The following is a 25600-nucleotide window of genomic DNA, read 5'->3' as shown; positions in this document are numbered from 1 at the left end:
CGGCATCCGGGAAACTCACTGGACCGGAACTCCGGTGTAGCCGGTAGGAGGCAGATTCATGTCCACCGCAGAACACGACGACGAGCCGTCCCGGCGGAGCGATCCCGTTCGGGCCGTGTCCCGGTGGTGGCGTGTGTCGATCGCCGTGATCACGCTGTCGGTGGGCGGGTGCTGCGTGGCGATGCTGTGGTTGCTGATGTCGGACGCCGCGGTTCCCGTTCTCGTGCTCGCCGGCTGGGTGCTGGTGCTGCTGGGTGTGTTGTGGCCGGCGATCGGGTTGTTCGGGGCGATCCGCTATCGCCGCCACTACTCGTGGCTACTCCTCGCGCCTGGCGTGGTCGCACTGACTTGTGCCCTGGCGTGGGCCGACGTCCCAGAGAATCTCGGATGGCGGCTCTCCAGTGACAGCCTGGAACGCCTCGCAGCCGGTTGCGAGGCATCGGCCCACGGACGGTACGGCGTCTACACCATCACCTCGGTCGTGAAACGGAACGACGGTTGCCTGCTCTACACCGGCGGCGGCCTCATCGATCCGGTCGGATTCGCCTATTTCCCGCGCGGCGCACCCGGGCCGGGTACGCCCCGCCACGACAGCGATATCCGCTACTCGCCCATCGAAGGCAGTTGGTACCGGTTCGTCCAACGGTTCTGACGACCACGACAACCGGGGCCTGCTCGCCGGGTTCGGACACCGCGTGTTCGGCGGGCCGTGGATCCGGCTGTGGTCGGCCGGTGTGGCCGGTCAGCGGACGGCTTTGCGGGCGGCGGCGATGAACTGGTTGATAAGACCCTTCAGTCCGATCTCCAGTGCCTTGGCGGGTACGGGCAGGGAAGGGTCGGAAGTCATGGTGTAGACGACTCGGGTGCCGCTGTCGGCATCGGCGAAGGTGATGACGCCCGTATGGCTTTTCACCGGAGCACCCTTGACGATCTTGTATTCCATCCGTTCGTTCGGCACCAGGGTGGTGATCTCCTCCACCACGCCGACAGGTCCGACACCGATCTTGTGCTGAGCGCCGACACCCTCGCGTTCGGTTGTGCCCGGTCGTACGAGCGTGACGTTCACGGCGAGATACGGGCTGATGCTCTCGCGGTCGGCGAACAGCCGGTACACGGTCGCCCGCGGGGCGGCGATCACGGTGTCGACGGTGGTGCTGGCCATGGCGTCTCCTCTTCGAATAGCTGTGCCCGGCAGCATACGGTGCCCCGTGGCCTGGGTTCCGCGTGCAGCCGACCCGCCGGACCTGGCCGCGGGTAGCTGTTCGATTGCTCGAGCGGGCGAATGGATGGCCGGTCAACGGCGTGTCTCCACCGAAGGTTGAGGGTTTACCGACATCATCGCTGCATGAGGATGCTGGCGCTGCTGTCGAAGAGTTCCGAGACACTGCCCGGCCGGACCGGGACCGCCCGGGTCGACCGCGATACCCGGAGGCTACTCGCACGGGTCGGGCCAGGTGATATCGCCGTTCTCGATGAAATGGACATCGACCAGGCCCTCGCCGACAAGCTCGTCGCCGCCGGAGTGATCGCGGTGGTGAACACCTCTCCTTCGATTTCCGGCCGGTACCCCAACGTCGGACCCGAGGTTCTGGTCGCAGGAGGTGTGCTGCTGCTGGACACCGTGAGCTCGGACGCCTTCGGCCGCATCAAGGACGGTGCCCGGGTGCGGATCGAGGACGGTGTCGTATACGCCGATCGGTTCACCCGCAAGGAACCCGAGGTGCTGGTCGAATGCCTGGAACTGGACGAAGACGCGATCGCCGATCGGATGCGGGAGGCGCGCAACGGGCTCGCCGAGCACCTGGAATCGTTCGCGGGTGACGCGCTGGAGTTCATCCGGACCGAATCCTCGCTGCTCATGGACGGTATCGGTGTACCGGCACCGGATCTGGAACTGAGCGGGCGGCAGGTTGTGGTGGTCGGGGCGGGGCCCGGTCACGCCGAGGATCTCGAGAAACTCAAACCGTTCATCAAGGAATACGCGCCGGTCTTGATCGGGGTGGGTGCCGGTGCCGAGGCACTGCGGCGGTCGGGCTATCGGCCGGATCTGATCGTCGCCAATCCCGACGAGCTGACCATCCAGACGCTGACCTGCGGCGCCGAACTGATCATTCCCGCGGACCTCGACGGCCGGGCCGAAGGATTGGAGCGAGTGAAGGAACTGGGTCTGGGCGCGATCACCTTCCCGGGTTCCGGGGCGCCCGCCGACCTGGCACTACTGCTCGCCCACCACCATGGTGCCGCGCTGATCGTCACGGCGGGCGCCGGCGCCTCGCTGGAGGAATTCTTCGATCGCGGCCGCCGCGACAGCAATCCGGCGACCTTCCTGACCCGGTTGAAGGTCGGGGAATCGATCATGGACGCATCCGCGGTGGCGACGCTGTATCGCAATAGGTTCTCGGGTGTGCTGGCGGCGCTGCTCGTGCTGGCGGTGCTCGGGGCGGCGATCGTCGCGATCCTTGCGGTCGGGCACGGAAGTGAGATGCTGGCCGGCGCCCAGGACATGCTGACCCGGGCCGAGCTCTGGGGTCGCGAGGTTCTCGGTAGGTCCGGTTAGCTCGGCTGCGGCGAGTGCCGGTCGAATCGCGACGCAGTCGCGGCGGTGGCCCCAGGTCTGCTCGGATGATGCCGGGCGTTGTCTTCTGCCATGTGGGCGCGGCTTACGGTCGACGGTCCGGACCGCGCAAGCGGCCTCCGCGTCGGTCCGCGGCCTACGCGGAACGCCGGCCTGGGCTCCGGGAAGCGCCCCGGGGTACCGGGGGCTCGGACACCGAGCTCGGTACCGTTCGCCTGCTTCGGCGGGCTCTGTCCGATCGGTGGCTCGTCAGCCCCTTCCGGCCCGAGCCGGGGGTGTCTCGGCGGTCTCTTCGGGGACCGGCTGCAGGTTGCCGGGCCGGCAAGCGGTCCTGCGGCGGTGTGGTGCGCAACTCTTCAGCACTCGGGGCATGCGGTGGATCCGGACGCGCCGGCCCCTGTCCGGGGTAGCGGCATGTGGAGGAAGTGGCCGGTGGTGCCGCCGGGGCAGAAGTGGACCCGTATGGGTGCCCCGGCCGCGGTGGCCGGGTGGCCTGGCCGGGCGATCGGGTGGTTAACGGGGGGTGGCGGTCGTTCACCGGGACGGTTTCGTGTTACTGTGAAGACCCGTGGGTCATACACGGATTCAGGCGCGCGCAGCCACCAAACACATTTTCGTCAGCGGTGGTGTCGCCTCTTCACTCGGTAAGGGTCTCACCGCCTCCAGCCTCGGTCAGTTGCTGACCGCGCGGGGGCTACGAGTCACCATGCAGAAGCTCGACCCCTATTTGAACGTCGATCCCGGCACCATGAACCCGTTCCAGCACGGCGAGGTGTTCGTGACCGAGGACGGTGCGGAGACCGATCTCGATGTGGGGCACTACGAGCGGTTTCTCGATCGCGACTTGTCGAAGGACGCCAACGTCACCACCGGCCAGGTCTACTCGTCGGTGATCGCCAAGGAGCGGCGCGGCGAATACCTCGGCGATACGGTGCAGGTGATCCCGCATATCACCGACGAGATCAAAGCGCGCGTCCTGGCGATGCGCGGGCCCGACCTGCAGGGGCAGGAACCGGATGTGGTGATCACCGAGATCGGCGGAACGGTCGGCGATATCGAATCGCAGCCCTTCCTCGAGGCCGCCCGGCAGATCCGGCACGACGTCGGCCGGGACAATGTCTTCTTCCTGCACGTTTCGCTGGTGCCGTATCTCGCGCCGTCCGGTGAGCTCAAGACCAAACCCACCCAGCATTCGGTGGCGGCGCTGCGCAGTATCGGTATCCAGCCCGACGCGCTGATCCTGCGCTGCGACCGTGAGGTGTCGGCCGGTCTGAAGAGCAAGATCGCGCTGATGTGCGATGTGGAGGTCGACGCCTGTATCTCCACACCGGACGCGCCGTCCATCTACGACATTCCGAAGGTGCTGCACCGGGAAGGCCTCGACGCGTACGTGGTGCGCAAACTCGGGCTGCCGTTCCGCGATGTCGACTGGACCGTCTGGGGCGATCTGCTCGACCGCGTGCACACGCCGCGGGAAACAGTGGAGGTCGCTCTGGTCGGCAAGTACGTCGACCTGCCGGATGCGTATCTGTCGGTCACCGAGGCGCTGCGGGCCGGCGGTTTCGCGCACCGCGCCAAGGTGAAATTGCGCTGGGTGCAATCCGATGATTGCGAAACCCCGGCCGGGGCACAGGCCGCGCTGCGCGATGTGGACGCGGTACTGATTCCCGGCGGATTCGGGATCCGCGGGATCGAGGGCAAGGTCGGCGCGATCCACCATGCCCGGACCCGCAAACTGCCGTTGCTCGGGTTGTGCCTGGGACTGCAGTGCATGGTGATCGAGGCCGCACGATCGGTGGGACTGACCGACGCCAACTCCGCCGAGTTCGAACCCGAGACCGAACACCCGGTGATCTCCACGATGGCCGACCAGGAACAGGCCGTGGCAGGCGAGGCCGACCTGGGCGGCACCATGCGGCTCGGCGCCTATCCCGCGGTACTGGAAAAGGGGTCGGTGGTGGCCCGGGCCTATCGTGCCACCGAGGTCTCCGAACGGCACCGGCACCGCTACGAGGTGAACAACTCCTACCGCGACAAGATCGCCGCCAGCGGGCTCCGGTTCAGCGGTACCTCGCCGGACGGGCATCTGGTGGAATTCGTCGAACTCCCCGGGGACGTCCACCCGTTCTTCGTCGGCACCCAGGCCCATCCGGAGCTGAAGAGCCGGCCCACCCGGCCGCATCCGCTGTTCGCCGAATTGATCGCTGCCGCGCTGCGGTACAAGCTGGCCGAACGGCTCCCGGTGGAAATCCCCGGAGAGCAGGAAGAGCAGGAAATGGCTGCTGCCGAGCAGGCCTCGTGACCGGCGCGCAACCGGCGCCGGGCAGCCACGCCTTCCGCACCGTCGACAGCCGGCTGGTCTACAACGGGGCCATCGTGGCACTGCGGCTGGATCAGGTGGAGATGCCCGACGGGCGGGTCGTGGAGCGCGAAGTGGTCGAGCATCACGGCGCGGTCGCGGTGGTCGCCGTGGACGACGCCGGGCAGGTCGTGCTGATCCGCCAGTACCGGCATCCGCTCGGGGAGCGGTTGCTCGAACTCCCGGCCGGATTGATCGATATCGCCGGGGAGGATCCCCTCGCGGCAGCGCGGCGGGAACTGGCCGAGGAAACCGGGCTGGCCGCGCGGGAATGGTCGGTACTGGTGGATGTGGCGTTGTCGCCGGGGTTCACCGACGAAGCGTTGCGGGTGTACTTGGCGCGCGGGCTGACCGACACCGATCGGCCCGCACCCGAACACGAGGAAGCCGATCTGGAGCTGGTGCGGATGCCGCTCGCCGAAGCCGTGCGCGCGGCCCTGGCAGGCGAGATCGTGAACGCCACCGCGGTCGCCGGACTGCTCGCGCTGAGTGCCGCCGACGCCGCGAACCTGCCGCTGCGCCCCGCCGACGCACCGTGGCCCGGGCTGCCGAGCGCGCTGTTACGGCGTCAAGCGGCGCAACGGAACACGGACTGAGGGCGGGTATGCGGTGCGCGAGGCCGATGTCTACCTGGACCATCTCGCGGTGGAGCGGGGTGCCGCCCGCAGCACACTGTCGGCGTACCGGCGCGACCTCGGGCGGTATCGGGAATACCTGAAGGAGCGGGGAATCGACGACCTCGAGGCGGTCCGCGAAACCGATATCGGTGAATTCGGGATCGCCCTGCGTACGGGCGACGACCGGCATCCGCCGCTGGCACCGGGATCGGTCGCGCGGGCGCTGATCGCTGTCCGCGGGCTGCATCGGTTCGCTGCCGCGGAGGGGCTGATCAGTGCCGATGTCGCCCACGCGGTGAAACCGCCGATGGTGGGTCAGCGGCTGCCCAAGGCGCTACCGGTGGATCAGGTGCTGCGGTTGCTGGAGTCGGTGGGTTCGGATACCGGGGCCGGTGGGGATGCGGGCGCCCGCGGGCTCCGCGATCGCGCACTGCTGGAGCTGCTGTATTCGACCGGTGCGCGGATCTCGGAAACCGTCGGCCTCGATCTCGACGATCTCGACCTCGAGGGCCGTGCCGTGGTGCTGCGGGGAAAGGGCGGTAAACAGCGCATCGTCCCGGTGGGACGGCCCGCGCTGGGAGCCGTGGACGCCTACCTGGTGCGCGGCCGGCCCGTATTGGCGGCGCACGGACGTGCCGGGGTGCGGGCCCCGGGATCGGCCGCCGCGTTGTTCCTCAACGTCCGGGGTGGCCGGCTGTCGCGGCAGAGCGCCTGGCAGGTTCTGCAGCGCGCCGCGGAGCATGCGGGGATCACGGCCACGGTTTCGCCGCACACCCTGCGGCATTCGTTCGCCACCCATCTGCTCGACGGGGGCGCCGACGTCCGCGTGGTGCAGGAACTGCTGGGGCACGCGTCGGTCACCACCACCCAGATCTACACAATGGTCACGGTGAGCACGCTGCGGGAAGTCTGGGCCACCGCCCACCCCCGGGCCCGATGAGCGACACCTGGTTCGACGTTGCACCGATACCACAGAACACGCCGGTTGACACACTGGGCGCCGGAGTGCTGTCAACAGGTAGCGTCTAGGAGGAGCCGGACCGTGGCGAAAGCGAGACCGTGCCTTGATCGGCCTCGTTACGCTCTACGAGGTGACGGGCAGGAACGTATAAGGAGCAGCGGATCGTGACGACAGCCGGAGCGGCGGAACCGCCGAAGGGCGCCGAGAACGACGAGCGCGCCACATCCGTGTGGGGCGCCGGCCCCGAACCTCTCCCCGCGAGCGCCGAACTCGGCCCGACGGGGCGGCCGCTACGTCCGGTCCCGGATCCGCCCGAACCGTCCCACGAGGGCAATGCGCTCATCGTGGCGATGTGTAACCAGAAGGGCGGGGTCGGCAAGACCACCTCGACCATCAATCTGGGTGCCGCGCTGGCCGAATACGGGCGGCGGGTGCTGCTGGTGGATCTCGACCCGCAGGGTGCGCTGTCGGCGGGTCTGGGCGTGGCACACCACGACCTGGATCTGACCGTGCACAACCTGCTGATCGGGACGCCGGTCGGGGCCGACGATGTGCTCATGCAGACCAAGGTCGAGAACCTGGATCTGCTGCCGAGCAATATCGATCTGTCCGCAGCGGAGATCCAGCTGGTGAACGAGGTCGGCCGGGAGCAGTCGCTGGGCCGGGCGCTGGAACCGATCCGGGACCGCTACGACTACATCCTCATCGACTGCCAGCCTTCGCTCGGCCTGCTCACGGTGAACGCGCTGGCGTGTTCGGACGGCGTGATCATTCCGATGGAATGCGAGTACTTTTCGCTGCGCGGTCTGGCGTTGCTCAACGATACGGTGGAGAAGGTGCGGGACCGGTTGAACCCGCGGCTGAGCCTCTACGGCATCGTGGTCACCATGTTCGATGCGCGGCTGTTGCATTCCCGGCAGGTGATGGCGCGTGTGGTGGAGGTGTTCGGGGAGCTCGTGTACGACACCGCGATCGCGCGGACCGTCCGGTTCCCGGACGCGAGTGTGGCCGGTGAACCGATCACCACGTGGGCGCCGAAATCCAGTGGTGCCGAGGCGTATCGCGCGATGGCACGGGAAGTCATCCACCGGTCGGGTCGGTGAGCGCGGCAGCACCCGGACCTGCACCGTCGAGTACCGGCGAACCCGGCGACGCCGCGGGCGCGGCGCCGGAGAAGACCGGTTTCCATCTGCGGCTGAGCAATTTCGAGGGCCCCTTCGATCTGCTGTTGCAGCTGATCTCGCAGCGCCGCCTCGATGTGACGGAGGTGGCGCTGCATCAGGTCACCGACGAATTCATCGCCTACACCAAGGCACTCACCGCCGGGCTGACCCAGCCGGGGAATTCGCTGCGCACCGACAAGATCCTGGATCAGACCACCGAGTTCCTGGTGGTCGCCGCGACCCTGCTGGATCTGAAGGCGGCGCGACTGCTGCCCTCGGGGGTAGTGACCGATCCCGACGATCTGGAACTGCTCGAGGCGCGGGATCTGCTGTTCGCCCGGTTACTGCAGTATCGGGCGTTCAAACAGGTCGCCGAACTGCTCGGCGAACTCGAGGCGGCCGCGCTGCGGCGGTATCCGCGGGCGGTGGGTCTGGAGGAGCGGTTCGCGGGGCTGCTGCCGGAGGTCACGCTGGGAGTGGACGCGGCCGAGTTCGCCGAGGTCGCCGCGGCGGCGTTCCGGCCGCGGCCCGTGCCGACGGTGGGCCTGGACCATCTGCACGCGCACGCCATATCGGTCGCCGAACAGGCCACGCTGGTGCTGGAACGCCTCCGCGCCCGCGGTGCCGGCACCTGGACCACGTTCGCCGATCTGGTGTCCGATTGCGCGGCGCCGATCCAGATCGTGGCACGGTTCCTGGCGCTGCTCGAGCTGTACCGCGGCAAGTCGATCGAATTCGATCAGCCCGACCCGCTGGGTCCGCTCGCGGTCCGCTGGATCGGGGACGACGCCGAGGCCGCACCGGTCGCGATCGAGGAGGACTACGGGTGAGCGAGCCGGGTATGACAGCGGCGGGACCGCTCAACCGCGCAGGAGTTGTGCACATCCGGATCGAGCACCACGTGACCGGGTCGAGCCCGGCGGGAGAGAGGCGGCGTCCCGGCTCGGAGACTTCGCGCATCCGGCGAGCGCGGACCCCGTGCGTGCCGGGCCGGGCGGTGGCAGCGCGACGTGACTGCGCGAAGCCGCGGTCGAAGGCGGAAGGAGCAGTATGAGCGAGAGTGTGACCGAACTCGCGCCCGAGGCGCTCGACGATGCGGAATTCCGGGCGGCGCTCGAGGCGATCCTGCTGGTGGTGGACACTCCCGCGCCGGTAGAACAGCTGGCGACCGCGCTGGACGAGCCCGCGAGCCGGGTCGAACGAACCCTGCGGGAGATGTCGGCGGAACTGGCCGCGCAACGCAGTGGGATCGATCTGCGTTTCGCCGGGGACGGGTGGCGCTTCTATACTCGCAGCGAGTACGCACCGTATGTGGAGCGTATGTTGCTCGACGGCGCCCGGTCGAAGTTGACGCGGGCGGCACTGGAGACGCTGGCGGTGGTGGCATATCGGCAGCCGGTGACCCGGGCCCGGGTCAGCGCGGTGCGCGGAGTCAATGTCGACGGTGTGATGCGCACCCTGCTCGCCAGGGGACTGATCACCGAGGCGGGCACCGACCCGGAAACCAACGGCACGCTCTACGGCACCACCGAACTGTTCCTGGAACGAATCGGGCTGGCGTCGCTGAACGATCTGCCGGAGCTGGCGCCGCTGCTGCCGGGCGTCGACCTGATCGATGAGATCAACGACAGTCTGGAGACGGACCCCCGCTACACCAGACTGCGCAAACCCGCCGAGGACGATCTGAACCTCGGCGCCGAGGATTGACAGGAAATCGTGAATACACCCGCTCGCCGAGATGGCACACCGGATCGTAGACAGCGCGGAGACCAGCCCATCCGGGCCGGTCGCGGACGCGGCGCACCCAGCGGGGCGGGGGAGGCCCGCCGTGGCGGTGAGTTCCCCCGCAACGGCCGTGGTAGTGAACCGCCGCGGACCGGCCGCGGTGGCGGAACCCGCAGCACCGAACGTGGAGCACGCAGTGACCAGGTGCGGACCGGGCGAACCGGAGGTGCGGACGCGCCGATCGGACGTCGCGGCGCCGGCCGGGGCGGTTTCGCCCCTGCCGGGGGAAGCGGTGCCGGTGGACGTCGCGGTACCGGGGTCCCGAGTCGTAGCGGCTCGGCCGCGGCAACCCGTGGCGGATCGGGCTCGGCCGGGCGTAGCGGCGCTGCCGAGTCGGGGCGTGGTGGTTCCGGAACCGTAGGACGTGGTGGCCCCTCTGTCGCAGGGCGGAACAGTTCCCCTGCCGCCGGGCGTGGTGGCCCGTCTACCGGACGTAGCGGTTCGGCCGGTGGCTCGCGGTCCGGCGGACGCCCCGGCGGGGGCTCTTCCGCTCGTAGGACTCCGGCCGCCCGGTCCGGTGGCGCACCGCAGCTGAACAACGCCAAACCCGCGCGCCATCAGCATGTGGAACCGGACGAGCCCGGCCACGAGAAGATGCCCTGGGGCGAAGGTGAGCGCCTGCAGAAGGTCCTGGCCAAGGCCGGTGTCGCCTCGCGGCGCGCGGCCGAGGAGATGATCGACCAGGGGCGTGTCGAGGTGGACGGCATCATCGTGCGTGAACAGGGTTTGCGAATCGACCCCGAGAACGCCGTGGTGCGGGTGGACGGTATCCGGGTGGTGGTGCGCGAAGAACTGGTGCATCTGGCGCTGAACAAACCCAAGGGCTGGCAATCCACCATGTCCGACGATCTGGGCCGTCCGTGTGTGGGCGATATCGTCGCCGAGCGGGTCGCCGCCGGACAGCGGTTGTTCCATGTCGGCCGGCTGGACGCCGATACCGAGGGGCTGTTGCTGCTCACCAATGACGGAGATCTGGCGCACCGGCTGATGCATCCCTCGTACCAGGTGTCCAAGACCTACCTCGCGACCGTGCAGGGTGAGGTGCACCGTTCCATCGGCAAGATCCTGCGGGACGGCGTGGAACTCGAGGACGGGCCCGCCAGTGTCGACAAGTTCCAGGTCCTGGAGGTCGACGCGGGACGATCTCTGGTGAAGGTGGTGTTGCACGAGGGGCGCAAGCATATCGTGCGACGGTTGCTGGACGCGGTCGGTCACCCGGTGACCCGGCTGGTCCGCACGCATATCGGCCCGGTGGTACTGGCCGATCAACGGCCGGGCACCCTGCGGGTACTGGGCCGGGACGAAATCGGCAAACTCTACGAGGCGGTGTCATTGTGAACGGGGCCGAGGTGTTCGGTATGGAAGCTCCGGTCGGGGTCGTCGCGGATCCGGCGGGCGACCGGTCGCTCGTGGTGGCGATGGACGGGCCCTCGGGCACCGGTAAGTCCAGCGTTTCGCGGCGGCTGGCGACCCGGCTTTCGGCTCGTTACCTCGATACCGGGGCCATGTACCGGGTCGCGACCCTGCAGGTGCTGCGGGCCGGTATCGACCCGGCCGATTCCGCCGCCGTGATCGCGGCGGTCACCGATATGCCGCTGCGGATCGGTACCGACCCCGAGAGCGAACTGATCGAACTCGGCGGTGACGATGTGCGCGCGGAGATCCGCGGCCCGGAGGTCACCGCCGCGGTATCGGCGGTATCGGCCGTACCGGAGGTCCGCGAACAACTGGTGGCGCTGCAGCGCGAGATCGCGGTGAGTGCCGGGCGCATCGTGGTCGAGGGCCGGGATATCGGCACCACTGTGCTGCCCGACGCCGACGCCAAGATCTACCTGACCGCCTCCGCCGAGGCGCGGGCGCATCGGCGCAATCAGCAGAACATCGCCGAGGGCCGCGGGGACGACTACGCCGGCGTACTCGCCGACGTCGAACGCCGCGACCGCCTCGATTCGACCCGGGCGGTTTCGCCGCTGCGCCGCGCCGAGGACGCGGTGCAGGTCGACACCAGCAAGCTGACCATGGACGAAACGATCGACGAGCTGTTCCGGGAAGTCGCCCGGCAGCTGGACCGGTCGTACGAGCGGTCCGCGCTACGCCCCCGGGGCGCGGCCGGATGAGCGGGGAGACGATGAGCGATGTACTCGCCGGCGACGGCGTGTGGAACGACGAAACCGAATGGGAGATCACCGACCTGGCCGGTGACCCCGAGGCCGCCGACCAGTTGCCGATGCCCACTCTGGCCGTGGTCGGCCGCCCGAATGTCGGGAAATCGACGCTGGTGAACCGGATCCTGGGACGCCGCGAAGCGGTGGTCGAGGATGTGCCCGGGGTGACTCGCGACCGTGTCTCCTACGAGGCGAGCTGGGCGGGCCGCCGGTTCTGGGTGCAGGACACGGGCGGCTGGGAACCGGACGCCAAAGGGTTGCAGCAGTCGGTGGCCCGCCAGGCCGAACTCGCGATGAACACCGCCGACGCGATCCTGCTCGTGGTGGATGCCGTGGTCGGCGCCACCGCCACCGACGAGGCCGCGGTGAAGGTGCTGCGGCGGGCGAAGACGCCGGTGATCCTGGTCGCGAACAAGGTCGACGACCAGCGGGTAGAAGCCGATGCGGCCGCACTGTGGTCGCTGGGGCTGGGCGAGCCGCGGATGGTGTCGGCGGCGCACGGCCGCGGCACCGGCGATCTGCTCGACGATGTGCTCGGGGTACTGCCCGAGACCCCGCGCGAGGGCGCCGGCGGTACCGGCGGGCCGCGCCGGGTGGCACTGGTCGGGAAACCGAATGTCGGCAAATCCAGCCTGCTGAACAAGCTCGCCGACGATGAACGGTCGGTGGTGCACGATATCGCCGGTACCACCGTCGACCCGGTGGACTCGCTGGTGGAACTGGGCGGCAAGGTATGGCGGTTCGTCGACACCGCGGGACTGCGCCGCAAGGTCGCCAATGCCAGCGGTACCGAGTTCTACGCGTCGCTGCGCACCAAATCGGCGCTGGAGGCCTCCGAGGTCGCGATCATGCTGATCGACGCCTCCCAGCCGATCACCGAACAGGACCTGCGGGTTATCAGCCTGGTCGCCGATTCCGGGCGCGCGTTGGTACTGGCGTTCAACAAATGGGATCTGGTGGACGAGGATCGCCGCCTGCAACTCGACCGCGAGGTGGACCGCGACCTGATCCGCGTGCCGTGGGCGCAGCGGGTGAACATCTCCGCACACACCGGGCGAGCGGTGCAGAAACTGGTGCCCGCCATGGAGACCGCGCTCGAATCCTGGGACAAGCGGATTCCGACCGGCCGGTTGAACACCTGGCTGAAAGAAGTGATCGCCGCGACTCCGCCGCCCATGCGCGGTGGCCGGCTACCGCGGGTGCTGTTCGCCACCCAGGCGACCACCCGGCCGCCGACCTTCGTGTTGTTCACCACGGGGTTCCTCGAGGCCGGTTACCGGCGGTTCCTGGAACGCCGGCTGCGCGAAGAGTTCGGGTTCGACGGGTCACCGGTGCGTATTTCGGTGCGAGTTCGGGAGAAGCGCCCCAAGAAGTGAGCTGGGGCGTGGAGTGTGGTCCGCAGCGTAGATCAGCGGAATGGGCGGTGTGTTCCTCGGTATGTCGACCGCTGAGGACCACATGCACCCCTGCTGCGGCCACCACCCGCGGATCCTTCGGTCGGTGAGCACAGCACAACTTTCCGCTGAGCCTCGTGGCCGTGTCCCGGCGCGAGGCTTTCGCCATGGCAGGAACCGCGGAGTGCCTCGCCGGTAGACGGCCGGGCTCGGGGCGCGCGGTCAGGTGGCGGTCGGCGGACTCACCCGTGGCGGAGCGACAGTGCCTCGGCGGGCGGGAAGCCGTGGCGGGTGGCGTGGTCGAGGCGGGCACGTAGTTCGGCGCGGGTCCGGGGGCGGGACTTCGGTTCGCGGCCGCAGCCGCAGGGTTCGTAGCCGTCATAGCGGAGGCCGGCCGCCAGGACCGCCGCCACCACCGACCATCCCGCGTTGTCGTGCCGGCGCGGCGCGGCGAAATCGTGGCCGGCGTTGCGCATCTCGGTCGAGCACCGGGGACAGCAGGGCGGCTCGGCGCGGCCGTTGTGGGACATCGGAGCCCAGCGCTTCTGCGAGACCCGGCATGCCGGGCACACGTAGTGGGTGCGGTAGCGATGGTCCCTGTTGTCGCACATGGGTTGACGGTAGCGTGGCCGGGTAGTGGGCCGCATCGCGATATGGTCCGGCCGATCCGCGTGCGCTGGGTGCCGAGCGAGGAGAGATGATGGTCGGTCGTCGTAGCCGGGCGGTGTCGGTATACCTGCGGCTGACCCGTAAGCGCGGTATGGACACCGCCGAGAAGGCGCGTGCGGCGATGGCCGAACCGCCGGGTGATCATGCGCCACCGCGGGGATTGCGGCGGCGTTACTCGGTCTCCTGCCGTGCCGTCGCCGGTTTTCCGAGCTATACGGTGGTGCCGCGGCCGGGCCGGGAATCCGGCACCGTGGTGATCTATGTGCACGGCGGCAGTTTCTTCCGGGAGATCAGCCGGTGGCATTGGCGGTTCATCGCACGGCTGGTCGCGGCGGGACATCGGGTGGAGGTGCCCATCTACCCGCTGGCTCCGCGGTATACCTACCGGGACGCGCGCCCTTACCTGACCGAGATCTACCGGGGTGTGCTGGCCGACGTCGACCCCGCGCGCGTCGTGGTCGCCGGGGATTCGGCCGGCGGGACCCTCGCGCTCACACTGGCCCAGTCCCTGCCGGCGACGGGGTTACCGGCGCCGGCGCGGTTGATCCTGCTCTCGCCGTGTCTGGATATGCAGTTGTCGAACCCCGAGATCGATCGGGTCGAAGCCGCGGATCCGTGGCTGGCGCGCCCCGCTCTGCTGGAGGCCGGCCGGGTCTGGGCCGGCGGGGACGATCTCGGTCTCCCCGAGCTGAGCCCGATCAACGGCCCGCTGGAGGGGCTACCGCCGACCGATATCTTCATGGGCACCCACGACATCCTGCACCCCGATGCGCGGCTGTTCGCCGAACGGGCCGGTTCGGCAGTGCATTTCACCGAAGTGACCGGCGCCTTCCACGTCTATCCGCTCGTTCCGGTCCCTGAAGCGGGGCCCGCGGTGCGGGCGATCCTGGCCGCCGTGGCGCAATGTGACGGGCGTGCGACGGCTGCGGAACCGGAACCGCGACCCCGCCACGGGAACTCGTGAACGGCCTGTGAACGCCCATGGAAATCGGTTGTTTCGACCGTGACGGTGCATCGCGCGGCAAAGGGCGGTACCGTACCCCGGCGTGACTACTTGTCTGCCATCGAATCACCCGAGGCGGGAGCCGTAATGACTGTCGAGCCGCCGATCGAGGACGATGTCACGCAACTGGCCCAGCGTGTCGAACACGCCCGCAACCGACTGGCCTACCAATTCGATCCCGCGCTCACCGAAGCGCTGTCGGAAACGGAGCTACAGGCCGAACGTGAACTCGCCGAGCGTATCCGCGAGCAGGAGCGCGGACAACGCTGGAAGGAGATCCAGGCCGTCGCCGCGGCGAACGACCGGGCCAGGCAGACCACCGAGCAGATCGAGAAGGCGGATATGCGCGACCTCTTGCTCGCCCGTAAAGCCATCGCCGCACAGCGCCGGGAATCCAGCCCGCACGCCAAACTGGCCTCGCTGTACCGGCATCGGTCCTGGTCGTTGCGCGCACTGGCCGGCGTGGTCGGTGCGGGCATGTTGTGGTCGGCGGTCAACGTCCAGCAGAACATCGCACCCACCGGCCCCAGCGACCCCTTGTTCTGGTTCAGCTACCTGCTGGAAGGCATGATCAGTGTCTGCCTGATCATCATCATGATCGGCACCAACAAGGTGGCCGAATGGGGCGTGGTCAACAACCGGAAGCAGACCGCGGCCGCCGAGGTCGCGCTGCTGGCCCTGACCGTCGGGCTCAACACCTATCCCTATCTGCGGGTGGGGAACTGGTACGACGTGGGTGTGCACGCCGTCGCGCCGGTGATGATCGGTGTCGCGCTGCTCATTCACGACGCGGCCAGCGCCCGCTACGGTATGGCGATTCTGCGGGCCACCGAACAGGTCCGGGGCCTGCCCGATCCGGCCGCGCAGATCCGTAACAGCCTGCCGCGGGTCAGTATGAAACTCGAGCCCAGCGCGGGTGAGTCGCGGGCACTGCCGACCGGTGATACCGCCGCGGCGCAACCGGCGGCGCTGGAATCCGGTGCGAAGAAAGCCGGTGCCGGTTCGCCCTTTCGCTCGGAGGGCAAGTCCGCTGATGCCGGGAAGAAGCGGGCGGGCGATCTCGCCGACGTGACCTCCGGCCTGATCGGGCGCACGAGTTCCCTGCTGGACGAGCTCGCCACGAATTCACCGCTGTTCGACGAGTCCACGGCCAAAACGGCCGAGGTCACCGACAAACTGCCGATCAGCAATTCGGCGAGCGCCGCGGTGAAGAAACTGGGTCAGGCCAAGCAGGCCGGCGCGGCGGGTAACGGTGCGGGCGAATCGGGCGCCAAGGGCAAATTGTCCGGGGACAAGGAAACCGACGAGTTCTTGGAGGTCGTGCGGTCCTCCGACGGCTACGACACCGGACAGTTCCGGGTCGCCGACATCCTGGAGCAGGAACTCGCCGAGCTCCAGGCCGAGCGGCGCAAGGCCCGGTCCGGTCGGGCTCGCAGCGGCTCCACCAACGGGGCCTGACCGCCGCACACACCGTCTCCCACGCAGGTCGTCGCGGCGAGGGTTGCGCGCTACCGTGAGGGGGACGGTGAGGAGGCACGATGTCGGAGCGCAAACCCGCGGGCGTCGACTTCGAATCCTGGGTCGACCGCAAGATCCGCGAGGCCACCGAGCGGGGCGAGTTCGAGAACCTCCCCGGCGCCGGGAAACCGCTGCCGGGGGCGGGAAGCCGGTATCACGACGAGAACGCGTGGTTGCGTGAGTACCTGCGCCGCGAAGGGGTGAGCGGGGACGTGGCCCTGCCACCGTCGCTGCAATTGCGCCGCGAGGTCGAGCGGCTACCCGAAACGGTGCGCGAGCTCACCACCGAGGAACAGGTGCGGGCCACCGTCACCGAACTCAACCGGCGGATCGTGGACTGGTTGCGGGTGCCGACCGGCCCGCAGCTGCCGGTCGCCACGGTCGACGCCGAGGAAATAGTCGCCGGCTGGCGTGCCGCGAACGCTACAGCCGGAGGGAGCTCCGTTCCACAACCGTCCGCGCAGGAACCGCAGCGCGGCGTGGCGGCCGGGCCGAGCCCACGGCGCCCGTGGTGGCGGCGGATCCGTCGCAGCAGCCGGGATAGCTGAGCCGATCCGGCCCGGCGCACCGCCCCGGTGCGGTTGTATGAGGGGATGGATTCACGCACGCTCGCCGACCGGATCGAGATCACCGATCTGCTCACCCGCTACGCCACGGCCGTCGACGACAAGGACTGGCCGCTGTACCGTTCGGTGTTCACCACCGACGCGCAGATCGACTACAGCACGGCGGGCGGGCCCACCGGGGATCTGGACACCGTTGTCGCGGGACTCACCGAACAGTTGCAGCTGTTCACGCGGACCCAGCATTTCATCTCCAATATCGCGGTGGAACTGGACGGCGACACCGCGAAGGTTCGCGCCATGTTCTTCAACCCGATGATCGTCTCCCCGGGTAAGCAGTTCACCTGTGGCGGCTGGTACAACCACGAGCTGGTGCGCACCCCGGACGGCTGGCGCAGCGCCCGGCTGGTCGAGGAAGCGGCCTGGTTCGACGGGCTCGAGGCCGCCTTCACCTGACCGGACCCGGTGAGCCGGCACACTCGATCCGCGCGTTATCGCCGGATTGAAGGCTCCGGGGCCGGGTACGCGGCCGATATCCGACCGAGCAACCGAGATTCGGAGGTGGATATCGTGGCCGAGCACAAGACCGCACGCGAGGGCGTCGAGGGCGCCGTCGAGGGCGTGAAGGGCAAGGTCAAGGAGGCCGCGGGAGCGGTGCTCGACAACGACTCCCTGCGTACCGAGGGCAAGGCCCAGCAGGACAAGGGCGAATCGCAGCGCGCTGCCGCCGAGAAGGAGAACGAGGCGCAGCAGGAACGTCTCGAAGCCGCCGACGCCGAACAGCGGCAGCGGGCCCAGCAGGACCCGGGGCACGGGCAGACGGTGGCGCCGACTCCGCGCGACGTCTGAGCCGGTACGACCCGGCGGCGTTGCGCGCCCGGCCGGAAGTGAACTACGGCGATCTCGCAGGAGGTCGCCGTAGTTCTTTGCTGTTCTTGCAGATCTTTGTACTTGCAGAGCACAGGGGTACGCACTCAGCCGGATACAGCGGAACGGCCGCGGACCGCGGGACTGTCCGCGCCGGGCTGCAATTCGTAGACGGCGAAAGCCTTGCCGATCACCGGCTGGGCCACATTGCGCACCCGGATACCACCAGGTGTACTGCCGCGTTCGGTGCCGGCATGGGCGTGACCGTGCACGGCCAGATCGGCTCTGTGGGTGTCGATCGGTTCCCCCAGGAGATAGGAGCCCAGGAATGGGTAGATCTCGCGCGGCTCCCCGTGCAGGGTGTCGCTGACGGGCGAGTAGTGCGTGAGCACCACCGTGATATCGGTATCGAGCTCGGCCAGCGCGGTGTCCAGCGCTGTTGCCAGCTCGATGGTGTGGCCCGCGAATTCGCGCATCAGACGCTCGCCGAACACGCTCGCGCATTTGCCGGCGAAACCTCCGCCGAAGCCCTTGGTACCGGCGATACCGAGGGTCGCGCCGTCGATATCGAGCGTGGTGGCGGTGCCCTCCAGCACAGTGATACCGCAGGATTCCAGCAGATCGGTCATCTCGGCCGCGGCGTCGCTGTGGTGATCGTGGTTTCCGAGGACGGCCACCACCGGGACACCGACATCGGCGAATTCGCGCGCGACGACCTCCGCTTCGGCCGGGGTTCCGTGCTTGGTCAGATCACCGGCCAGTAGCAGCACATCGGCCAGCGCCGGTAGTTCACGCAGCGCGGGCCGTAACAGTCCGCGTGAATCGGTTCCCAGATGGACGTCTCCGACAGCGGCGATCCGCATCTGCCCACTCCCTTCTGCCCGGCGCCGGGCACCGAGCTCGGCTCGGTATCACGCACCGAGATCTTCACTTCCGCCCGGCCGGGCTGTCGCGGTGACGTGCACATCGTTGTGAATCGGCAGGTCCGGGGCGATATCGTGCACCACCTCCTCGAGCATCCGCCGCCGTTGCGCGGTGCTCACCTCGCCGTCGAGAACCACCACATCGCCCCGGATCCGGACCTGCACGCCCTGTTCGGCCGTGCGCGGATCCTCGGCCAGCGCCCGATGCAGTTCGGCGGCCAGATACTCCGGCGGCCGCGGCCGGGAGGAATGCGGGTTACCGGACATCTAGTGCGCCTTTCCGGAGGTATGCGAGGGTGCGGTGGTTTCGGCGATACCGAGATCGTCGATCAATCCCAGGAATGCTTTCGCGTACGGCGAATGCTCGGTCTGCGCGCGCACCGCCGGCCAATCCACCTGTTCGCGCAGATCGCGGGAGATCCGCAGCAGCGGGCTGAGGTCGAGCCGGTGCGCGTCGAAGACGAGGAGTTTGTCGACCAGCAGATCGGTGGCGTCGACCACCGGCGCCACAGCGGGGCCGACCCGCATGACCTGGGCCCGGCCCAGCAGCGCGTCGTCGACGTCCCGGTTGTTGGGCCGGTGGATGATATCGATCAAGGTGTCGCCGTCGTAGGCCTTCGTCAGCCAATCCTCGGCCGCGTCCGCCAGCCGCAGCCCGGCGCGCGCCAATTCGCTGCGCGCGCGGGCACTGTCCTCGGGTTTGACGAACAGGTCGACATCGTGGTCGGACGGCGGTCCACCCCGCGCGTACACGGCGCATCCACCCGCCACGGCGAAAGGTATGCCTTCTTGTTTCAGGGCGTTCGCGGCCCGGGTCAAAGCGTGCAGCAGCTGCTCCTCCGTCGGAACCATATGCGGCGGCTACCCGCACATCGCACTGCTAATCAGCCCGCGACCGGCCGTTCATCGGCAGTGCCCGCGCTGATTCCGTGAATTGTCACCGCGCTCGACCCGCCGATATTCCCAGCCTGGACAGGCGTCTCAGCCCAGGGAGGCGATGAGCACGATCGCTACCACCGCGAACACCGCCACGAGAGCGATCACGGCGACCACCGCGGCGACTCCGGTCGGCGGGAAACGGTGGCTTGTGCGGGGTTCGGGCGCCGACAGCCCCGAGGTCTGGGCGGTATCGGGCGGGGTGGAACCCGCGGGCACCCCGCCACCGGGTTCCAGGTCCGGGGTGGCGGCCGGATCGGGGTCCATCGAACTCATGAGCGCTTCCCCGCTTTCGGTTGTCGCGGGGCGCGCCCGGCGGGGTCGGGTCGCCGTCGGCCCGGTCCGCGGACAACTACCGGTGTGAGGGCCGGTGAGACGGCGGCGATGATCGTTCGTCGCACCATGGGCGGCGCGTACCCGTTACCTCGCCGCCCAATCGGGTCGCGCCGGGAAAGCGTCAGCGGCCGCAGCGGCGCTGCCGGCGGTGGCTGGTATCGCACAGCGGATAGGTCCGCGATCGTTTGCACAGGCAGATCGCGACGAGGAAGCGGTCCGCGTGGATCACCGCGCCGTCGGCGGTCACCAGTTCCACCGGGCCGTCGACCAGCGCGGGCCCGTCCTCGGTGAAAACGATCCGGGTACGCCCGGTCGCCGACGGGACCGCTGTACCGGGATCGGTCTCGGGCCGGGCGCAGGCCGCGATGTCCCGCGACCCCGCGTCGTCGGCGGGCCGAGGCGGCTCGGCGGGCGCCGGTGCCACCACCGGACCGATTCGGCGCTCTGCCGTACGAGGTGATGCCGTGTGCGGGGCAGCCGCCGGATGAGCCGGGCGGTCGCGGACCGCCGGCTCCGCAGGGTCGGCCGGTGTCTCATCGTGTTCGGTCGGCACGGATCACCACCAACTCCTCGTGTTGCTGATCGGGCCGGATCAGGCCGTGGTCGCGGAGCCAGGCGCTGCGGCGGGCCAGTACCGGGCCGAAGGGGATCACTGTCCGCGCGACCACGGTCGCCTTCAGGCCGCCGCTGCGCAGCTGGCGCAGACTGGTCGCGGTCCCGGAGAGAGCCGAATGGACCATCAGGGCGGTGCCGCCGGTTGCCAGCAGGCGCGGCATCATCGCGCACAGCGGGTCGAGCAGGGACCGCCCGTGCCGGCCGGCGTCCCAGGCGCGGGCCGCCCGCCCGGCCGGTCGCTGCCCTTCGCTCGGCACATACGGCGGGTTGGCGACGATGACGTCGAAGGTACGCCCAGCGACCACCTCGGTGACATCCCCGCACAACAATTCCAGCCGCACCCCGTGCAGCCGGCTGTTCAACCAGGCCGAGGTCACCGCGGCCCGGGACAGATCCACCGCGGTCACCGTCGCCGCACCCGTCCGGGCGGCGTGGATCGCCAGCGCCCCGGTGCCGGTGCATGCGTCGAGCACCCGGGCTCCGGCCGGCAACGCCGCCTCGGTCATCGCGCGGGCCAGCAGCCAGGTATCGGGCTGTGGCCGGTACACCCCCGGAGCACGAACCAGCATCGGGATCACCGGGCCTCGGGACGCAGCGAACTCTCACCCGCCCGCCAGCAGCTCAGCACGGCCTCGGTGCAGCGGGTCTCGAGCAAGTCGGTGGCCTGGATACCGAACACCACCGATTCGGCGAGTTCCGGTTCGGCGGCGAGCAGGCCCGCGAGTACGTCGCGTCGTACAACTTGCTCGTGCACGGCGTCCGCGGTGACATGTTCGGCGTAGAACCGCACACAGTCCGGATGCGCCGAGAACCGCTGCAGTGCCTCGACCATGACCCGCGAGGCGGGGGAGGAGCTGATCTCCACGGCCGCGAAATGACCTACCAGGGCACCGCGCAACGACCGGTGCAGCCCGAACAGCGACATCATGTCGACCAGGGCCAGCATGGGAGCCGGCACGATGTCGAGGTAGTGCAGGTAGCCGTCGGCCAGATCGGCGCCGCGCAGCAGATCGGCGTAGAGGCGGGCGTGGATCCGGTCGCCGCGTCCGCCGCCGAATTCGTCGAACTCGACCGCCACCAAGGCGGCCTTGGCCCGATCGCGCAACCGCGGAATCACCCAGGCGACCGGATCGGCTTCCTTGTGGTGGTAGATCGAGCGCTGGACGAAATATTCGCGCACCTGTTCCCAGGTGCCCTCGTCGCGCAGCCAGGCCGCGGTACCGCCGGCCGCGGGCGCGGTCAGCAGCCGATCCAGTTCGGCAGCCACATCGTGACCGCCGGGGACATCGGCACGTAACGCATCCTCGAAACGGCGTTCCAGTTCCCGCCGCAACCCGAGCAGGCCGCTGTCCCATTCCCAATCGGGGTCCACATCGCGGAATCCCTGATAGTGCAATTCGTAACAGGTGTGCAGGGCCAGTTGGAGATCCTCGCCGTAGGGGTCGAGATCCGGCGGCGCCTGGGGTACGGGACTGCCGGGTTCGGCCGGCAGCAGCGCCACCAGGTCGGCGGAAAGGGGCCCCCGGGGCACGGGCAGACGTATTCCCCGGGCGAGGGTGCCCGGGGCGGCGAGTGTTTCGGCCATGGATTCACCTTTCGTGGCGACGGTGTCGTCGTCCGTGCACACCGCAGGAGCAACAGCGGTGATCAACCGGCCGGGTACTGCGTGGCGCGCAGCAGCCGGGCCAGGTGGGCGGCGTTGCGCGCCGCCGTGGAATTCGTCGACGCGACGGCGTCGGGTGTGTGCTCGAGGTCCAGATAGTCCACCCCGCTCATCGCCTCACCGTTCCAGTAGGTCGCGCCCTGGGCGGGCACGGTGAAGCCGATATCGTTGAGCCCCTGGAAGACGTCGGCGACGATCTTGTGCGCGCCGTCCTCGTTACCCACCACGGCCGCGACCGCGACCTTGCCGAACATCGCCGGCCGGCCCGCGTCGTCGGTTTCCGAGAGTTCGGCGTCGAGCCGTTCCAGTGCGCGCTGCGCGACGGAGGACATGTGACCGAGCCAGGTGGGGGTGCAGAACAGCAGGATATCGGCGGCGGATATCCGGGCGCGGATATCCGGCCACTGGTCGCCGTCGCCCTCGTCGGCGCCGACACCCGGCCGGACATCGTGGTCGACCACCCGGATCACCTCGCCGGTCACCTCGTGTCCGGCGAGCTCGTCGAGCAGTTGCCGGGCGATCCGGTCGCTACTGGATTCGGCCGGCGATTTCTTCAACGTGCACACCAGCGCGACTGCGCTCAGAGAAGCCATCGTCGTATGAACCTCCGCTTCCGCCGTACCCGGAGCCGCGGCCCGGCTCCCGTTGCCCCCGCAATAGCCGCACCGGCGCGGGGTAAACGTCTGCCCTCGCGACCGTGACCGCGCCCGGTGTACAGCGTCGGCGACTCGTGCCAGAATGAGGTCGAGGTTGAACACACAGCCGAACCCGGTGCGGCGTACGTCGGCAGTCGGGGTCGCCGGATGGGCGCTTCACCCATCCGGTTGCTGGTCCCGACCGGGTATGCCAACCGGAAATCCCCAACGCAACGGACGGGATTCATATGTCGGTAACCACCGCCCTGTACCAGGTCGAGCAACACCGGGGAAACGATCCGCGCACCGCAGCCGCCGGCCGTATGTGGTCGCGTCGCAGTACCGAGTATCCGGACTGCCTGATCGCCCGGGTCGAGGGCGAACTCGACGCGGTCGGCCTCGACGATTTCCGTGCGCTGCTCGGGCGTTGTCAGCACGACGGATGCCGGGTGGTCGTGCTGGACCTGCGGGCCACAACGTTCCTGTGTATCCGTGCCGCATCGGCGCTGTCCGGCGCGAAGAATGACGCCTGGCGGCACGGGGTCGAACTGCGGCTGGTCAGCGGTCGGCGCGATATCGAGCGAGTGCTCCAGGTTACGGGCGCCCGCCACCAGTTCCGCTATTTCCCGACCCTGCGCGCGGCGTTGACGGGCTGATACCGCGATACCGACCACCGCCGGAGCCCCCGGCGGTGGTCGGGAGTGTGTCCGGCGCTCGTCATTGCGCCGGGATCAGCGGATAATCAGTGGGTGACGCAAGACGACAGCGATACCGCCGGCGAGATCCGAGTACTCGATCCTGCGATCGGTCCCGATTCCTCGCAGCGGACCGGTGCCTTCCGTTTCTGGTTCGCCGACCAACGGTGGGAATGGTCGGCGGGTGTCGCGCAGATGCACGGCTACCCGCCCGAGCCCATGGAGCCGAGCAGCGATCTCGTCCTGGGGCACAAACATCCGGAGGATCGGGCCCAGGTGGCCGGGGTGCTCGCGAAATCGGTGAGCCAAGGCGCACCGTTCTGCAGCCGGCACCGGATCGTCGACACCGCCGGGCAGACCCGGCACGTGATCGTCGTGGCCGATTCCATCACCGGTGCGGATGGGCAGGTCGTCGGTTCCGCGGGATACTACGTGGATCTCACGGCGACCCTGGCCGAGGAACGACAGGAAACGTTGCAGGACACACTGCCCGAGCTGTTCGCGGCCCGTGCGGTGATCGAACAGACCAAGGGTGCGCTGATGCTGGTCTACGGGATCAGCTCCGAACAGGCCTTCCGGGTGCTCACCTGGCGCTCACAGGAAACCAACACCAAGCTGCGCGCCCTGGCGCAACGACTGGTGAGCGAACTGTGCACGATCGAGCACGCCACACCGGCGCTGCGTACCGAATTCGACCACCTACTGCTGACCGTGCACGAGCGGATAGGTCGGGTCTGAGGCGCGCTTGTGGTTTCGGCACCATGATGCGGGGTACCAGCGCATGTGACAATCAGGCCGAGACAGACAGCCGCGGCGTCGCCGCAGGGTCAATGCCACTGTGGCCCCGGTAGGCGCCACCGGCCCGTGGAGAGGGCCGTAGGAACGAGGTGGTGGTGGTGCGCATGGTGGACAGCGTCTCCGACTCTGTGGAAACGACTTCACGGGATACGACGACCGTAGGCGTGCGGGTTCCGGCGGAGCACGAGCAGTTGGTGATGCTGCGCGCGCTGGCCGAGACGGTGGCGTTGATAGCCGATTTCGGTTTGGACGAGGTGACCGATATCCGATTGGCTCTCGACGAGGTGGCCACCTCGTTGATTGCGGCCGCCGTTGCCGACTCGACACTGAGCTGCGACTTCGATTATGACGAGCACCGGATGACAGTGCGCGTAACCTCGACAGCGGCGACCGAATCGTTCCTCGATCAGGAAGGGTTCGGCTGGCATATAGTACGGACCCTCACCCGTGGGGTCGGAGTCGTGCAGCATCCCTACGACGTGGCGAGGGGTGGATACCCGACCGATGTCGAATTCAGCTGGTACCGAGGGGGCGCCGATGGCGCCTGAGGCACCGCGTATCGATCCGGGGCCTTCACGTCGCCATCGAGGCAGCGACAGCTACGACGATATCGAGCCGTTGTTCGGCGAAATGGCCGCCGCGCCCGAGAATTCTGCGCAGCGGGCGGCGCTGCGCGCGGAAATCCTCGACCGGTGCCTGCCGCTGGCCGAACATATCGCGCGGAAGTTCTCCGGCCGCGGCGAGGCCTACGACGATCTGCTCCAGGTGGCCCGGCTGGGCCTGCTGAACGCCGTAGAACGTTTCGACGTCACGCGGGGTTCGTCGTTCCTGTCGTTCGCCGTACCGACGATCATGGGCGAGGTGCGCCGCCATTTCCGGGACAACACCTGGTCGGTGCGGGTGCCCCGGCGGGTCAAGGAGATCCAGCTGAGCCTGGGTCCCACCATCGAGATCCTGTCGCAGCGGCTCGGTCGGGTGCCGCGGGCCCGGGAGATCGCCGAGGAGCTCGAGATCGATCTGGTGGAGGTGACCCAGGCGCTGATCGCGGGTAATGCCTACCAGACCTCGTCGCTGGACGCACCCGCCGGGGAGGACGGCGATTCCGCCGCGCCGGCGCTGGTGGATTCGCTGGGTAGCGAAGAAGCGTCGTACGGCTGGCTGGAGGACTATCTGGCGGTGGAACCGTTGCTCGGCGAGCTCAGCGACCGGGAGCGTCAGGTATTACGGATGCGTTTCTTCGAATCCAAAACGCAGTCGCAGATCGCCGAGCGGCTGGGTGTCTCGCAGATGCATATATCCCGGATACTGTCGCGGACGCTGGGGTGGTTGCGGGAGGAAGCGCTGCGGGACTGACCGCCCC

Annotated in this window: 30 protein-coding genes; 20 read left to right on the top strand and 10 right to left on the bottom strand. The window is 68.7% G+C overall.

Features of this window, described 5'->3' with window-relative positions:
- Positions 1-58: 58 nt before the first annotated feature.
- Complete coding sequence (locus QH195_RS08530) at positions 59-652, top strand: hypothetical protein (RefSeq protein WP_280434966.1); 594 nt, start codon at positions 59-61, stop codon at positions 650-652.
- Between the two features lie 90 nt (positions 653-742).
- Here QH195_RS08530 and QH195_RS08525 read toward each other — a convergent pair whose 3' ends face one another.
- Positions 743-1162 (bottom strand): SRPBCC family protein, encoded by a 420-nt coding sequence (locus tag QH195_RS08525; protein ID WP_280424985.1) that lies wholly within the window; start codon positions 1160-1162, stop codon positions 743-745.
- 183 nt (positions 1163-1345) lie between these two features.
- Here QH195_RS08525 and steA point away from each other — a divergent pair, with 183 nt between their 5' ends.
- The 10 genes from steA (at position 1346) to der (ending at position 13001) form a co-directional block, all read left to right on the top strand.
- A complete protein-coding gene (steA, locus tag QH195_RS08520; protein WP_280424984.1) occupies positions 1346-2557 on the top strand; it encodes a putative cytokinetic ring protein SteA in 1212 nt (403 codons plus the stop codon).
- A gap of 586 nt (positions 2558-3143) precedes the next feature.
- Positions 3144-4877, top strand: coding sequence for a CTP synthase (locus tag QH195_RS08515; protein ID WP_280424983.1), 1734 nt, complete (start codon positions 3144-3146; stop codon positions 4875-4877).
- Positions 4874-5530 carry an NUDIX hydrolase gene (locus QH195_RS08510; RefSeq protein WP_280424982.1) on the top strand — a complete coding sequence of 219 codons (657 nt, stop codon included), beginning with the start codon at positions 4874-4876 and terminating at the stop codon, positions 5528-5530. The genes QH195_RS08515 and QH195_RS08510 overlap by 4 nt, the downstream gene beginning before the upstream one ends.
- 13 nt (positions 5531-5543) lie before the next feature.
- Entirely contained in the window at positions 5544-6491 is a 948-nt protein-coding gene (locus QH195_RS08505) for a site-specific tyrosine recombinase XerD (RefSeq protein ID WP_280434965.1), read from the top strand.
- A 248-nt stretch (positions 6492-6739) separates the two neighbouring features.
- Entirely contained in the window at positions 6740-7615 is an 876-nt protein-coding gene (locus QH195_RS08500) for a ParA family protein (protein ID WP_280424993.1), read from the top strand.
- Positions 7612-8505 (top strand): segregation and condensation protein A, encoded by an 894-nt coding sequence (locus QH195_RS08495; RefSeq protein ID WP_280434964.1) that lies wholly within the window; start codon positions 7612-7614, stop codon positions 8503-8505. The genes QH195_RS08500 and QH195_RS08495 overlap by 4 nt, the downstream gene beginning before the upstream one ends.
- Positions 8506-8725: 220 nt before the next feature.
- Positions 8726-9382, top strand: coding sequence for an SMC-Scp complex subunit ScpB (gene scpB, locus QH195_RS08490; protein ID WP_280424979.1), 657 nt, complete (start codon positions 8726-8728; stop codon positions 9380-9382).
- Between the two features lie 69 nt (positions 9383-9451).
- Positions 9452-10798, top strand: coding sequence for a pseudouridine synthase (locus QH195_RS35185; protein ID WP_432278454.1), 1347 nt, complete (start codon positions 9452-9454; stop codon positions 10796-10798).
- Positions 10799-10818: 20 nt separating this feature from the next.
- Positions 10819-11577 (top strand): (d)CMP kinase, encoded by a 759-nt coding sequence (gene cmk, locus QH195_RS08480; protein WP_280424977.1) that lies wholly within the window; start codon positions 10819-10821, stop codon positions 11575-11577.
- 11 nt (positions 11578-11588) lie between these two features.
- Entirely contained in the window at positions 11589-13001 is a 1413-nt protein-coding gene (der, locus tag QH195_RS08475) for a ribosome biogenesis GTPase Der (RefSeq protein WP_280424976.1), read from the top strand.
- A gap of 260 nt (positions 13002-13261) precedes the next feature.
- Here der and QH195_RS08470 read toward each other — a convergent pair whose 3' ends face one another.
- Positions 13262-13630, bottom strand: a complete 369-nt coding sequence (locus tag QH195_RS08470) for a hypothetical protein (RefSeq protein ID WP_280424975.1) — start codon at positions 13628-13630, stop codon at positions 13262-13264.
- A gap of 86 nt (positions 13631-13716) precedes the next feature.
- On the opposite strand from QH195_RS08470, the gene QH195_RS08465 reads away from it, so the two are divergent.
- From QH195_RS08465 to mbp1, 5 genes are all read left to right on the top strand, one after another.
- Positions 13717-14652 carry an alpha/beta hydrolase gene (locus QH195_RS08465; protein ID WP_280434962.1) on the top strand — a complete coding sequence of 312 codons (936 nt, stop codon included), beginning with the start codon at positions 13717-13719 and terminating at the stop codon, positions 14650-14652.
- A 126-nt stretch (positions 14653-14778) separates the two neighbouring features.
- Positions 14779-16149: a hypothetical protein gene (locus tag QH195_RS08460; protein WP_280424973.1), complete on the top strand. Its 1371-nt coding sequence runs from the start codon at positions 14779-14781 to the stop codon at positions 16147-16149.
- 80 nt (positions 16150-16229) lie between these two features.
- On the top strand, positions 16230-16757 hold the full coding sequence (locus QH195_RS08455; protein WP_280424972.1) for a DUF1992 domain-containing protein: 528 nt from the start codon (positions 16230-16232) through the stop codon (positions 16755-16757).
- Between the two features lie 45 nt (positions 16758-16802).
- On the top strand, positions 16803-17228 hold the full coding sequence (locus tag QH195_RS08450; protein WP_280424971.1) for a nuclear transport factor 2 family protein: 426 nt from the start codon (positions 16803-16805) through the stop codon (positions 17226-17228).
- Positions 17229-17342: 114 nt separating this feature from the next.
- Positions 17343-17621, top strand: a complete 279-nt coding sequence (mbp1, locus tag QH195_RS08445) for a microaggregate-binding protein 1 (RefSeq protein ID WP_280424970.1) — start codon at positions 17343-17345, stop codon at positions 17619-17621.
- 125 nt (positions 17622-17746) lie between these two features.
- Here the strand turns inward: mbp1 and QH195_RS08440 are convergent, their stop codons facing one another.
- The 8 genes from QH195_RS08440 to QH195_RS08405 form a co-directional block, all read right to left on the bottom strand.
- Positions 17747-18502, bottom strand: coding sequence for a metallophosphoesterase family protein (locus QH195_RS08440; protein ID WP_280434961.1), 756 nt, complete (start codon positions 18500-18502; stop codon positions 17747-17749).
- Between the two features lie 48 nt (positions 18503-18550).
- Positions 18551-18829: a BON domain-containing protein gene (locus tag QH195_RS08435; RefSeq protein WP_280434960.1), complete on the bottom strand. Its 279-nt coding sequence runs from the start codon at positions 18827-18829 to the stop codon at positions 18551-18553.
- Entirely contained in the window at positions 18830-19414 is a 585-nt protein-coding gene (locus QH195_RS08430; protein WP_280424967.1) for a nucleotidyltransferase family protein, read from the bottom strand.
- A gap of 129 nt (positions 19415-19543) precedes the next feature.
- Complete coding sequence (locus QH195_RS08425) at positions 19544-19774, bottom strand: DUF6480 family protein (protein WP_280424966.1); 231 nt, start codon at positions 19772-19774, stop codon at positions 19544-19546.
- A gap of 181 nt (positions 19775-19955) precedes the next feature.
- Entirely contained in the window at positions 19956-20132 is a 177-nt protein-coding gene (locus tag QH195_RS08420; RefSeq protein ID WP_280434971.1) for a CDGSH iron-sulfur domain-containing protein, read from the bottom strand.
- Between the two features lie 235 nt (positions 20133-20367).
- Positions 20368-21018 carry a HemK2/MTQ2 family protein methyltransferase gene (locus QH195_RS08415; RefSeq protein ID WP_280434959.1) on the bottom strand — a complete coding sequence of 217 codons (651 nt, stop codon included), beginning with the start codon at positions 21016-21018 and terminating at the stop codon, positions 20368-20370.
- 5 nt (positions 21019-21023) lie between these two features.
- Complete coding sequence (locus tag QH195_RS08410) at positions 21024-22034, bottom strand: iron-containing redox enzyme family protein (RefSeq protein ID WP_280434958.1); 1011 nt, start codon at positions 22032-22034, stop codon at positions 21024-21026.
- Between the two features lie 62 nt (positions 22035-22096).
- The gene (locus QH195_RS08405) at positions 22097-22705 is read right to left on the bottom strand and encodes a flavodoxin family protein (RefSeq protein ID WP_280424962.1); all 609 of its coding nucleotides are present in this window, start codon (positions 22703-22705) and stop codon (positions 22097-22099) included.
- A gap of 290 nt (positions 22706-22995) precedes the next feature.
- Here QH195_RS08405 and QH195_RS08400 point away from each other — a divergent pair, with 290 nt between their 5' ends.
- The 4 genes from QH195_RS08400 (at position 22996) to QH195_RS08385 (ending at position 25593) form a co-directional block, all read left to right on the top strand.
- The gene (locus QH195_RS08400) at positions 22996-23403 is read left to right on the top strand and encodes an STAS domain-containing protein (RefSeq protein ID WP_280424961.1); all 408 of its coding nucleotides are present in this window, start codon (positions 22996-22998) and stop codon (positions 23401-23403) included.
- Positions 23404-23496: 93 nt separating this feature from the next.
- On the top strand, positions 23497-24180 hold the full coding sequence (locus QH195_RS08395; protein WP_348536822.1) for a PAS and ANTAR domain-containing protein: 684 nt from the start codon (positions 23497-23499) through the stop codon (positions 24178-24180).
- Between the two features lie 152 nt (positions 24181-24332).
- Positions 24333-24788, top strand: a complete 456-nt coding sequence (locus tag QH195_RS08390; RefSeq protein WP_280424960.1) for an ATP-binding protein — start codon at positions 24333-24335, stop codon at positions 24786-24788.
- Positions 24778-25593, top strand: a complete 816-nt coding sequence (locus QH195_RS08385) for a SigB/SigF/SigG family RNA polymerase sigma factor (RefSeq protein ID WP_280424959.1) — start codon at positions 24778-24780, stop codon at positions 25591-25593. The genes QH195_RS08390 and QH195_RS08385 overlap by 11 nt, the downstream gene beginning before the upstream one ends.
- Positions 25594-25600: the final 7 nt, after the last annotated feature.

The organism is Nocardia carnea (assembly GCF_029868855.1).
In the GTDB taxonomy this organism is placed as follows: domain Bacteria; phylum Actinomycetota; class Actinomycetes; order Mycobacteriales; family Mycobacteriaceae; genus Nocardia; species Nocardia carnea_A.
Note: the sequence above shows the minus strand (reverse complement) of the source record. Positions and strands in the feature narration are given on the sequence as shown.